We start from the raw sequence: 11,975 nt of genomic DNA, 5'->3' as shown, positions 1-11,975 counted from the left end.
CTTCTCGAGAAATAGCGGGTTACTCAACCTTCCGCGACACGGCCTGACCGTTTAGCGGATTGCGAATCAAGTCTTGCTTGGAAGGACCTAAAACTTGCGTGCGCGCAGCATATCACAGAACCGATACCGGAGTTCACGGCGAAATGTGCCTGAAAGCACCGCGCGACGGGGTTTTGCCGGATTGCCACGACCTGCGGGAACAGTGTTTTGCAGGTCATCCGGTTGCACATCGCGCAGGTGCAAAAAAGGCTGCCCGAAGGCAGCCTTTTCCGTGATGCAGCGAACGGTCGAAATGCTTAGTCGACCGCGCCTTCGCGGCTCGCGCGGCGACGCTCGTGCTCCTTCAGGAAGCGCTTGCGCAGGCGGATCGACTGCGGCGTCACTTCGACGAGCTCGTCGTCGTCGATGAATTCGACCGCGTATTCCAGCGACATCTGGACCGGCGGCACGAGACGCACGGCTTCGTCGGTACCCGAAGCACGCACGTTGGTCAGCTGCTTGCCCTTGATCGGGTTCACGACGAGGTCGTTGTCGCGGCTGTGGATGCCGATGATCATGCCCTCGTACAGCGCATCGCCCGGCTTCACGAACATGCGGCCGCGATCCTGCAGCTTCCACAGGGCGTAGGCCACCGCTGCGCCGTCGTCCTGCGAGATCAGCACGCCGTTGCGGCGCTCGAAGACCGAACCGTCCTTGACCGGTGCGTACGAATCGAAGATGTGGCTCATCAGGCCCGTGCCGCGCGTGAGCGTCAGGAATTCGCTCTGGAAGCCGATCAGGCCACGTGCCGAGATCTTGTATTCCAGACGCGTACGGCCACGGCCGTCCGACGCCATGTCGAGCATTTCGCCCTTGCGGCGACCCAGCTCTTCCATCACGCCGCCCTGGTGTTCGTCTTCGAGGTCGACGGTCAGCAGCTCGAACGGCTCGTGACGCACGCCGTCGATTTCCTGCATCACGACGCGCGGACGCGACACGGCCAGCTCGTAGCCTTCGCGACGCATGTTCTCGACGAGAATCGTCAGGTGCAGCTCGCCGCGACCCGACACTTCGAACACCGTTTCGTCGCCCGTATCCTTCACGCGCAGCGCGACGTTGTGGTTCAGCTCCTTCATCAGGCGGTCGCGGATCTGGCGGCTCGTCACGAACTTGCCTTCGCGGCCCGCGAGCGGCGACGAGTTGACGAGGAAGTTCATCGTCAGCGTCGGTTCGTCGACGGTGATCATCGGCAGCGCTTCCGGCGTGTCGATCGCGCAGATCGTCGCGCCGATGCCGACGTCTTCAATACCGTTGATCAGCACGATGTCGCCCGCTTCGGCCGACTCGACCTGCACGCGCTCGAGGCCCTTGAACGACAGCACCTGGTTGATCTTGCGGTTCAGCACGTCGCCTTCCGGGCCGAAGCGCATCACGACCGGCTGGCCCGGCTTGATGCGGCCGCGCGTGATACGGCCGACGCCGATCCGGCCAACGTACGTCGAATAGTCGAGCGACGTGATCTGGAGCTGCAGCGGCGCTTCCGGATCGGCCGGGCGAACCGGCACGTGCTCGAGGATCGCCTCGAACAGCGGGCGCATGTCGCCATCGCGCGCAGCCGGGTCGAGCGACGCGTAGCCGTTCAGGCCCGACGCGTAGACGATCGGGAAGTCGAGCTGCTCTTCGGTCGCGCCGAGCTTGTCGAACAGGTCGAACGTCTGGTTGATCACCCAGTCGATACGCGCGCCCGGGCGGTCGATCTTGTTGACGACGACGATCGGCTTCAGGCCGAGCGCCAGCGCCTTCTTCGTGACGAAGCGCGTCTGCGGCATCGGGCCTTCGACCGCGTCGACCAGCAGCAGCACCGAGTCGACCATCGACAGCACGCGCTCGACTTCACCGCCGAAGTCCGCGTGCCCCGGGGTGTCGACGATGTTGACGTGCGTGCCTTCGTATTCGACCGCGCAGTTCTTCGCGAGAATCGTGATCCCGCGTTCCTTTTCGATGTCGTTCGAGTCCATCACACGCTCGGCGACTTGCTGGTTGTCGCGGAAGGTGCCGGACTGGCGAAGCAGTTGGTCGACGAGCGTCGTCTTGCCGTGGTCGACGTGAGCGATGATGGCGATATTGCGAAGGGCGCGGGTCATAGAAACCTGGAAATCGTTTGAACGCGCAAACGCGCCCGCTCGTTTTCACGGGCGCGCGCTGTTGCAGCTTGGAAAGCCACAAATTATAGCACGTGAGAATGTCGAGAGCTGACCGACACGATGTAACGTGCCAAGACGGACTGCTCCGCCCTCTCCCGAAACCGGCAACCCATCCGGCCCCGCCGCCCGCAGCGGCGCCAAAAACCTTATCGAGACAAGGGATTCTCGAGCGACGAAGCACGCCCTTTGCCGTTCGATTAACATTTGCCGCGGCAAGCAATTGTGCCTATACTGCTGCCTAGTCAACTATTGCAGCTTCAGGGTTTTATGTCGGATTCTCCTACCCAACCGCCCGTTTCGCCACTGTCCACGTATCAGATGAACGACAGCGTCGGTTATCTGATGTCGCGCGTGAAGTCGGTGATGACCAACCTCGTCACGCAACGCACGCAGGAAGAGCTCGGCATCACGGGCACGCAGGCGAGCATGCTGTTCATGATCGCGGTCGGCAAGTGCTCGACGGCCGCCGAACTCGCCCGCGAATACGGGATCGACGCAAGCGCGGTCACGCGCCTGCTCGACCGGGTCGAGAAACGCGGCTTGCTGTCCCGCGTCCGCAGCATCGAGGACCGGCGCGTCGTGCGCCTCGAACTCACCGACGAAGGCCGTGCGCTTGCCGAACGGCTGCCGCCGATTTTCCGCAGCGTGCTCGATCAGGTGCTGGACGGGTTTACGCCGGAAGAAGTCGGGTTCCTGAAGAGCATGTTGCGCCGCATTCTCAGCAACTATTGCGAGACGGCTGGCGCCAGCATCGCGTAATAGTTGCCATAACAATTACTTTTGACAGATTAATGTAAGGAAATCCTTGCAGTGTCCATCATTCATTCCGAGTCAGGGGTTAGCGCGATGAAATCCTCCCCGTTGTCCGAGCGCGCCGGATCGTGCCGCGCCGCCGTCGCCGCCGCGGTCGCCGCACTGGCGCTGGCGGGCTGCGCGAACTACTTCGGCATCAAGAGCGACAAGCAGATCGCCCCGGCGTCGCAATTCGAATCCGCCCAGAGCCTGCCGGCCCAGGGTGGCCAGTGGCCGGCGCTCGACTGGGCCAACCAGTTCGGCGATCCGCAATTGCCGAAGCTGATCGACGAAGCGCTGCAAGGCAATCCGTCGATTGCGCAGGCGCAGGCACGCATCGCGAAGGCATCGTCGTACATCGAATCGTCGCGCTCGAACCTGATGCCGAAGGCCGAAGCCAGCTATTCGTGGACACGCGAGCTGTACTCGTCGAACGCACTGTTCCCGCCCCCGTACGGCGGCCAGTGGTACAGCGAAAACAACGCGCTTGCGAGCGCGTCGTGGGAACTCGACCTGTGGGGCAAGAACCGCGAACGCCTGCACACGGCCGTGTCGCAGGAAAAGTCCGCCGAAGCCGACATGCAGCAGGCGCGCATCACGCTCGCGTCGTCGGTCGCGCGTAGCTACAACTCGCTCGCGCAGCTCTATGCGCTGCGCGACATCGCGCAACGCGAGATCACCAATCGCGAGACGGTCGGCAAGATCACCGACGGCCGCGTGTCGGCCGGCCTCGACACCAACGTCGAACGCCAGACGGCCCGCGGCAACATCGCGACGACCCAGGCTTCGCTGTCCGACCTCGACGGCCAGATCACGACGGTGCGCTACCAGCTCGCCGCGCTGCTCGGCAAGGGGCCGGATCGCGGGCTGCAGATCGCGGCGCCCGTGATGAACCCGAGCGGCGAAGTCGCGCTGCCCGGCAACCTGCCGGCCGATCTCGTGTCGCGCCGCCCCGACATCGTCGCCGCGCGCTGGCAGGTCGAGGCCGCGATGCACGACGTGAAGGAAGCGAAGGCCGAGTTCTACCCCGACGTGAACCTCGCGGCCGGTTTCGGCTTCGATGCGTTCGGCTGGGGCAAATTCCTGAACTTCGCGAGCCGCCAGGCGCAGTTCGGCCCGGCGATCCACCTGCCGATCTTCGACGCCGGCGCGCTGCGCGCCCAGCTCAAGGGCCGCTACGCGGACTTCGACCTGTCGGTGGCGAACTACAACCAGACGCTGATCAGCGCGCTGAACGACGTCGCGACGCAGGTCGCGTCGATCCGCGCGGTCGATCGCCAGATGGGCGACGCGCAACGCGCACTCGACGCGTCGACGCGCGCCTACGATCTCGCGGTGATCCGTTACAAGGCCGGGCTGTCGCCGCAACTGCAGGTGCTGACGGCGGACAGCAACCGCCTCGCCTCGGAGCAGACGGTGACCAACCTGAAGATGCGCCGCCGCGACATGCAGCTCGCACTGATCAAGGCGCTGGGTGGCGGGTTCGATGCGACCGGTACGCCGCTCGCCGCGCCCGACACCACCAAGCCGACAAAACAGGCCGCCAACTGATCCGGCGCCACCACTACGCAGACACTCGAAATAACGGACGGAGAAAATCGCCATGAGCGACCAACAAAACGCCGCCAGCGCGCAGCCGCAGGGCAACGGCAAGCGCAAACGAATGATGACGCTACTCGTCGCGGTCATCGTGATCGCGGCCATCGCGTATGGCCTGTACTACTTCCTCGTCGCACGCTTCCATGAAGGTACCGACGATGCGTACGTAAACGGCAACGTCGTGCAGATCACGCCGCAGGTAACGGGCACCGTGATCGCCGTGAAGGCGGACGATACGCAGACGGTCAAGGCCGGCGATCCGCTGGTCGTGCTCGACCCGGCCGATTCGCAGGTCGCGTTGCAACAGGCGGAAGCCAATCTCGCGCAGACGGTGCGCCAGGTGCGCGGCCTGTTCGTCAACGACGACCAGTACCGCGCGCAGGTCGCGCTGCGCCAGTCCGACCTGTCGAAGGCCCAGGACGACCTGCGTCGCCGCATGGCCGTCGCGCAGACGGGCGCCGTGTCGCAGGAAGAAATCTCGCACGCACGCGACGCCGTGAAGGCCGCGCAGGCATCGGTCGATGCCGCCCAGCAGCAGCTCGCGTCGAATCGCGCGCTGACCGCGAACACGACCATCGCATCGCACCCGAACGTGATGGCCGCCGCCGCGAAGGTTCGCGACGCCTACCTCGCGAACGCGCGTAACGTGCTGCCGGCGCCGGTCACCGGCTATGTCGCGAAGCGCTCGGTGCAGGTCGGCCAGCGTGTGTCGCCCGGCAACCCGCTGATGTCGGTGGTGCCGCTGAATGCCGTGTGGGTCGACGCGAACTTCAAGGAAGTCCAGCTGAAGCACATGCGCATCGGCCAGCCGGTCGAAATGACGGCGGACATCTACGGCTCGTCGGTCACGTACCACGGCAAGGTCGTCGGCTTCTCGGCCGGCACGGGCTCGGCGTTCTCGCTGCTGCCGGCGCAGAACGCGACCGGCAACTGGATCAAGGTCGTGCAGCGCCTGCCGGTGCGGATCGAACTCGATCCGAAGGATCTCGACAAGCATCCGCTGCGCATCGGCCTGTCGATGCAGGTCGACGTGGACATCAAGGACGAACGCGGCGACCAGCTCGTCAACGCGCCGAACACCGTCTACGAGACCAACGTGTTCGCGAAGTACGGCGACGAAGCCGACGCCGAAATCGCACGCGTCATCGCCGAGAACGCAGGCGGCAATGCGCCGGCCCCGGCCGCGGCGAAGCAGAACAGCGCCGCGAAAATGATGTAACCGTTCCGACTCCGGAAAGACAACCGACATGGCACAGGCTCCTGTCTCGTACCCGCCCCTGCAGGGCGGGAAACTTTTGCTCGGGACGATCGCGGTATCGCTCGCGGTGTTCATGAACGTGCTCGACACGTCCATCGCGAACGTCGCGATCCCGACCATCTCGGGCGATCTCGGCGTATCGTCCGACCAGGGCACGTGGGTCATTACGTCGTTCGCGGTCGCGAACGCGATCTCGGTGCCGCTGACGGGCTGGCTGACCGATCGCTTCGGACAGGTCCGCCTGTTCCTCGCATCGATCATCCTGTTCGTCATCTCGTCGTGGATGTGCGGCCTCGCGCCGAGCCTGCCGTTCCTGCTCGCATCGCGCGTGCTGCAGGGCGCGGTCGCGGGGCCGATGATTCCGCTGTCGCAGTCGCTGCTGCTGTCGAGCTATCCACGCGCGAAGGCGCCGATGGCGCTGGCGCTGTGGTCGATGACGACGCTGATCGCACCGGTCGCGGGTCCGATCCTCGGTGGCTGGATCTCGGACAACTATTCGTGGCCGTGGATCTTCTACGTGAACATCCCGGTCGGCATCGCCGCCGCGCTCGCCACGTGGTCGATCTATCGCACGCGTGAATCGACGATACGCCGCGCACCGATCGACGGTGTCGGCCTCGCGCTGCTCGTGCTGTGGGTCGGCTCGCTGCAGATCATGCTCGACAAGGGCAAGGATCTGGACTGGTTCTCGTCGACGACGATCGTCGCGCTTGCGCTGATCGCGATCATCTCGTTCGCGTTCTTCGTGATCTGGGAACTGACCGCCGAGCACCCCGTCGTCGACCTGTCGCTGTTCCGTCGGCGCAACTTCACGGGTGGCACGGTCGCACTGGCAGTCGGTTACGGGCTCTACTTCGGCAACCTCGTGCTGCTGCCGCTGTGGCTGCAGACCCAGATCGGCTACACGGCGACCGACGCCGGCCTCGTGATGGCACCGGTCGGGCTGTTCGCGATCCTGCTGTCGCCGTTGACCGGCAAGTTCCTGCCGCGCACCGATCCGCGCTACATCGCGACCGCCGCATTCCTGACGTTCGCACTGTGCTTCTGGATGCGCTCGCGCTATACGACAGGTGTCGACGAGTGGTCGCTGACGCTGCCGACGCTCGTACAGGGTATCGCGATGGCCGGATTCTTCATCCCGCTCGTGTCGATCACGTTGTCCGGCCTGCCCGGCCACCGCATTCCCGCGGCGTCCGGCCTGTCGAACTTCGTGCGGATCATGTGCGGCGGCATCGGTACGTCGATCTTCCAGACCGCGTGGGACCACCGCAACAACTTCCATCACGCGCAACTGGTCGAGCAGACGAACGTGTACAACCCGACGTTCAACCAGGCCGTCACGCAGATGGGCAACCTCGGGCTGACGCAGGACCAGGCGCACGGACTCATCAACAACCTGGCGACGCAACAGGCCGCACAGCTCGGTGTGAACGATCTGTTCTACATCTCGGCGGCGATCTTCGTGCTGCTGATTGCGCTGATCTGGATCACCAAGCCCGAACGCTCGGGCGGCGGCGATGCCGGAGCGGCGGCGTCCGCGGCGCACTGAACGCCGTCCGGCCGCAGCGCCGCGCGATCAAACGCACCAAACAAAAAACCCGGTCGATTTCGACCGGGTTTTTTTATGCTACCGAGCGCTTGCGCCGCCGCATCATGCAGCCGTCACGACGAGCCGCTCCGGTGCGAGCACGCCATTCGCCTTGCGTGCCACGCCGAGCAACCGCGTTGCGTCGTACACGCGCACGCGCTCGCCATCAGCCGCCTCGAGCGGCCCGAGTTCCGACAGCGGCAGGCGCTGGCCATGCAGGAACCGCTTCGCGGATGCCTCGTCGAGACGAACGGACGGAAACGTCGACAGCAACGCATCGACCGGCTGCAGCCATGCATCGCGAGCCGATTCGGCCGCATCCGACAGCGCGTCGAGCGTCACCGCATGTTCGAGCGTCAGCGCACCCACGCCCGTGCGACGCAGCATCGTCAGATGCGCACCGCAACCCAGCGCCTCGCCGATATCCTCCGCGAGCGTGCGCACGTACGTGCCCTTGCTGCAGGTCACGCGAAACGTCACGTCGGGCAGTTCGCAAGCGAGCAGCTCGAGTACATGGATCGTCACATTGCGGCCTTCGCGCTCGACGGTCTGACCCGCACGCGCGTATTCGTACAGCGGCTTGCCATCGCGCTTGAGCGCCGAATACATCGGCGGGACCTGCACGATCTCACCCGTGAAGCGCACGAGCGCGGCTTCCACCGCCGCCTGGTCGCATTCGACGGGCCGCGTGTCGATCACGTCGCCTTCCGCATCGCCGGTGGCCGTGCGCTGGCCAAGACGCATCGTCGCTTCGTAGGTCTTGTCGGCCTCGAGCAGATCCTGCGAGAACTTCGTCGCCTCGCCGAAGCACAGCGGCAGCAGGCCCGAAGCCAGCGGATCGAGCGTGCCGGTGTGACCGGCTTTCTTTGCGAGAAGCAGGCGCTTCGCGCGAATCAGCGCGTCGTTGCTCGACAGGCCGACCGGCTTGTCGAGCAGGAGGACGCCGTCCAGCACGCGCCGGGGCACGCGCGGACGTTGGGGTGCTGCATTCGTCATAGGCCGGTCGAGCTCAGTCGTCCTTGGCCGGCGCGTCGGCCTCGTCGTCGTCCTTCGCGCGCGTCGAGTTCGCTTCCTTGATCAGGCGCGACATCTCGACGGCCTTCTCGATCGTCTGGTCGTAGTGGAAATGCAGCGTCGGCACCGTATGAATGTGCAGACGCTTGAACAGCAGGTTGTGCAAGTGACCCGACGCATGATTCAGCGCCTCCTGCGTCTTTTCAGGATCGCCGGTGAGCGCAGTGAAATAGACCTTCGCGTGCGCATAGTCCGGCGTGAGCTCGACGCTCTGGATGGTCACGATGCCGATACGCGGGTCTTTGACCTCGCGCATGATGAGTTCGGACAGATCGCGCTGAATCTGGTCGGCGATCTGAACGTTGCGATTGGGGGAAGTACGTTTCCTGGACATGATCGATCCGTGATCCGTTTATCAGGATAAAGCGGCGGCCACGATTGGCACACCACCATGAAAATGGGCGGGACAGGCCCAAGCCTGCCCCGCCCATGAGCCGATGCGCGACGATTACAGCGTCCGCGCGACTTCGGTCACTTCGAAGACTTCGAACTGGTCGCCTTCGACGATGTCGTTGAAGTTCTTCACCGACATACCGCACTCGAAGCCCTGCTTCACTTCCTTCACGTCGTCCTTGAAGCGCTTCAGCGATTCGAGTTCGCCCGTGAAGATCACGACGTTGTTGCGCAGCACGCGCACCGACGACGAGCGCTTGACGATGCCGTCCGTCACCATACAGCCGGCGACCGCACCGATCTTCGGCACCTTGAAGACCTGGCGCACCTCGACCATGCCGGTGATGACTTCGCGCTTCTCCGGCGCCAGCATGCCCGACATCGCCGCCTTCACCTCATCCACTGCGTCATAGATGATGTTGTAGTAACGGATATCGATGCCGTTCGATTCGGCCAGCTTGCGCGCCTGTGCATCCGCACGCGTGTTGAAGCCGATGATGACCGCCTTCGATGCCGTTGCGAGGTTGACGTCGTTTTCGCTGATGCCACCCACCGCGCTGTGCACGATCTGCACGCGCACTTCGTCGGTCGACAGCTTGAGCAGCGACTGCACGAGTGCTTCCTGCGAACCCTGCACGTCTGCCTTGATGATGAGCGGCAGATTCTGCACTTCGCCTTCGCCCATCTGCTCGAGCATGCTTTCCAGCTTCGCGGCCTGCTGCTTCGCAAGCTTGACGTCGCGGAACTTGCCTTGACGGAACAGGGCGATTTCACGCGCCTTGCGCTCGTCCGGCAGCACGATCACTTCCTCGCCCGCGCCCGGCACTTCCGACAGACCCTGGATTTCGACCGGGATCGACGGGCCGGCTTCCTTCGTCGGCTTGCCGTTCTCGTCGAGCATCGCGCGAACACGGCCGTAAGCCGTACCGGCCAGCACGATGTCGCCGCGGTTCAGCGTACCGGACTGCACGAGGATCGTTGCGACCGGGCCTTTGCCCTTGTCGAGCTTCGCTTCGATCACGATGCCCTTGGCCGGCGCTTCGACCGGTGCCTTCAGTTCCAGCACTTCGGCTTGCAGCAGCACGTTCTCGAGCAGATCGTCGATACCCGCGCCCGTCTTCGCCGACACCGGCACGAACGGCGAATCGCCACCGTACTCTTCCGGCACGACGCCTTCCGCGACCAGCTCCTGCTTGACGCGATCGAGGTTCGCATCCGGCTTGTCGATCTTGTTGATCGCCACGACGATCGGGACACCACCCGCCTTCGCGTGGGCAATGGCTTCCTTCGTCTGCGGCATCACGCCGTCGTCGGCTGCCACCACCAGCACCACGATGTCGGTCGCCTTCGCGCCGCGTGCACGCATTGCCGTGAACGCTTCGTGACCCGGCGTGTCGAGGAACGTGATGACGCCACGCGGCGTATCGACGTGATAAGCGCCGATGTGCTGCGTAATGCCGCCCGCTTCGCCAGCGGCAACCTTCGCGCGGCGGATGTGGTCGAGCAGCGAGGTCTTGCCGTGGTCGACGTGACCCATGACCGTGACGACCGGCGGACGCGGCAGTTGCTCCGCATCGGTACCCGTTTCGCCTTCGACGAGCAGCGCTTCCGGATCGTCCAGCTTCGCGGCAACCGCGCGGTGGCCCAGTTCCTCGACGATGATCATCGCCGTTTCCTGGTCCAGCACCTGGTTGATCGTGACCATCTGGCCCATCTTCATCATCACCTTGATGACTTCGGAGGCCTTGATCGACATCTTGTGCGCGAGATCGGCAACCGACACGGTTTCCGGCACGTGCACTTCACGGACGATCGGTTCGGTCGGCGCCTGGAACGTCGAACTGTCCTGGTGACGGCCACGGCCCTTCGGGCCGCCGCGCCAGCCGCGGTCGACGCCGCCGCTCGAATCACCGCGCGTCTTGATGCCGCGGCGCTTCGACGCGTCGTCCTGCCAGCCGCCCTTGCCTGCGCCCGGTTTCTTGTTGCGGTCGCCCGCGCCTGCCGGCGCCTGCGTCGTTGCCGGGGTGGCAGCGCCGGCCGGCTTCTTGACGGCCGGACGCGCCTGCGCGCCTTCCGGCTTCGCCGGCTTGTGCAGCGTACCCTTCGCTTCGGCCGGCTTCGGCGGCTCGACCGGCTTCGGCGGCTCGACCGCCTTGACCACGGCCTTGCGCGGCGTGTTCATCATTTCGCGGATCGCGCGCGCCTCGGCTTCTGCCGCCGCACGACGCTTGCTGATCTCTTCCTGCTCGGCGCGCGCCTTGTCCGCCGCCTCGCGGGCTGCGTCCTCGGCCTTCTTCGCCGCTTCACGCTGGGCCGCACGTTCGGCGGCCGCGCGCGCTTCGTCCTGCGCCTGCGCGGACTGCGCCTGCGCGGACTGTGCCTGCGCGGACGGTGCGCTTGCCGTTTCCTGCTCGGCCGCGGCGGCCTGCTGCGCTGCTGCCTGCTGCTGGGCCGCAGCGGCTTCGGCCGCGACACGCTTCGCCGCCGCTTCTTCCTCGGCGCGACGGCGCTCCGCTTCAGCCGCTTCCTCGCGGGCGCGGCGTTCGGCTTCCTCGCGCTCCAGGCGTTCCTGGCGCTCGCGCAGTTCCTGCGCTTGCTTCTCGAGCAGCTCGGCCTCGCGGCGCGCTTCTTCCTCGCGACGCTTCAGTTCTGCATCGTCGTCCGCTTCGGCGACCTGCGCCTGACCCTGTTCCGCACCCTCGCTCACGTCGTCGCGCTTGACGAACGTACGCTTCTTGCGGACCTCGACCTGAATGGTGCGAGCCTTGCCCGTCGCGTCAGATTGCTTGATCTCCGACGTATGCTTGCGGGTCAGCGTGATCTTGCGCTTGTCGCCGTCGGTTGCGCCGTGCGACTTGCGCAAATGATCGAGCAGACGCGCCTTGTCCGTTTCGGACAGCGCATCGTCTTCACTCGCTTTCTGGACGCCCGCTGCCTGCAGCTGTTCGAGCAGCACACCAGCAGGCATTTTCAGTTCCGCGGCAAATTGGGCTACGTTGTTACTCGCCATTCATTCCTCTTAGTGCAAGGACCGATTCCTTGCTGTTAGCATCGGGTCAGGCCATACGGCCGCCATCAAATCAGTGCG

Annotated in this window: 8 protein-coding genes; 4 read left to right on the top strand and 4 right to left on the bottom strand. The window is 64.9% G+C overall.

What is annotated here, in order from left to right; translation table 11 throughout:
• Nucleotides 1–296: 296 nt before the first annotated feature.
• The gene (typA, locus tag BLA15945_RS02700; RefSeq protein ID WP_059234670.1) at nt 297–2,123 is read right to left on the bottom strand and encodes a translational GTPase TypA; all 1,827 of its coding nucleotides are present in this window, start codon (nt 2,121–2,123) and stop codon (nt 297–299) included.
• Between the two features lie 327 nt (nt 2,124–2,450).
• Between typA and BLA15945_RS02695 the strand changes: the two genes are divergently transcribed.
• The 4 genes from BLA15945_RS02695 (at nt 2,451) to BLA15945_RS02680 (ending at nt 7,381) form a co-directional block, all read left to right on the top strand.
• On the top strand, nt 2,451–2,942 hold the full coding sequence (locus BLA15945_RS02695; RefSeq protein WP_174991418.1) for a MarR family winged helix-turn-helix transcriptional regulator: 492 nt from the start codon (nt 2,451–2,453) through the stop codon (nt 2,940–2,942).
• 87 nt (nt 2,943–3,029) lie between these two features.
• Nucleotides 3,030–4,526: an efflux transporter outer membrane subunit gene (locus BLA15945_RS02690; protein WP_059234673.1), complete on the top strand. Its 1,497-nt coding sequence runs from the start codon at nt 3,030–3,032 to the stop codon at nt 4,524–4,526.
• Nucleotides 4,527–4,578: 52 nt separating this feature from the next.
• Entirely contained in the window at nt 4,579–5,793 is a 1,215-nt protein-coding gene (locus tag BLA15945_RS02685) for an HlyD family secretion protein (protein WP_059234676.1), read from the top strand.
• A 28-nt stretch (nt 5,794–5,821) separates the two neighbouring features.
• Nucleotides 5,822–7,381: a DHA2 family efflux MFS transporter permease subunit gene (locus BLA15945_RS02680; RefSeq protein ID WP_059234678.1), complete on the top strand. Its 1,560-nt coding sequence runs from the start codon at nt 5,822–5,824 to the stop codon at nt 7,379–7,381.
• A gap of 102 nt (nt 7,382–7,483) precedes the next feature.
• Here the strand turns inward: BLA15945_RS02680 and truB are convergent, their stop codons facing one another.
• The 3 genes from truB to infB form a co-directional block, all read right to left on the bottom strand.
• Nucleotides 7,484–8,416, bottom strand: coding sequence for a tRNA pseudouridine(55) synthase TruB (gene truB, locus BLA15945_RS02675; protein ID WP_059234680.1), 933 nt, complete (start codon nt 8,414–8,416; stop codon nt 7,484–7,486).
• A 13-nt stretch (nt 8,417–8,429) separates the two neighbouring features.
• Nucleotides 8,430–8,828, bottom strand: coding sequence for a 30S ribosome-binding factor RbfA (rbfA, locus tag BLA15945_RS02670; RefSeq protein WP_034190142.1), 399 nt, complete (start codon nt 8,826–8,828; stop codon nt 8,430–8,432).
• Nucleotides 8,829–8,942: 114 nt separating this feature from the next.
• Nucleotides 8,943–11,897, bottom strand: coding sequence for a translation initiation factor IF-2 (infB, locus tag BLA15945_RS02665; RefSeq protein ID WP_174991417.1), 2,955 nt, complete (start codon nt 11,895–11,897; stop codon nt 8,943–8,945).
• Nucleotides 11,898–11,975: the final 78 nt, after the last annotated feature.

This window comes from Burkholderia arboris, from assembly GCF_902499125.1.
In the GTDB taxonomy this organism is placed as follows: Bacteria; Pseudomonadota; Gammaproteobacteria; order Burkholderiales; family Burkholderiaceae; genus Burkholderia; species Burkholderia arboris.
This window is presented reverse-complemented; position numbering and strand designations above follow the sequence as displayed.

Coding starts and splice junctions, on each gene's coding strand:
- typA (WP_059234670.1), bottom strand. CDS start 2,123: ATGACCCGCGCCCTTCGCAATATCGCCATCATCGCTCACGTCGACCAC.
- BLA15945_RS02695 (WP_174991418.1), top strand. CDS start 2,451: ATGTCGGATTCTCCTACCCAACCGCCCGTTTCGCCACTGTCCACGTAT.
- BLA15945_RS02690 (WP_059234673.1), top strand. CDS start 3,030: ATGAAATCCTCCCCGTTGTCCGAGCGCGCCGGATCGTGCCGCGCCGCC.
- BLA15945_RS02685 (WP_059234676.1), top strand. CDS start 4,579: ATGAGCGACCAACAAAACGCCGCCAGCGCGCAGCCGCAGGGCAACGGC.
- BLA15945_RS02680 (WP_059234678.1), top strand. CDS start 5,822: ATGGCACAGGCTCCTGTCTCGTACCCGCCCCTGCAGGGCGGGAAACTT.
- truB (WP_059234680.1), bottom strand. CDS start 8,416: ATGACGAATGCAGCACCCCAACGTCCGCGCGTGCCCCGGCGCGTGCTG.
- rbfA (WP_034190142.1), bottom strand. CDS start 8,828: ATGTCCAGGAAACGTACTTCCCCCAATCGCAACGTTCAGATCGCCGAC.
- infB (WP_174991417.1), bottom strand. CDS start 11,897: ATGGCGAGTAACAACGTAGCCCAATTTGCCGCGGAACTGAAAATGCCT.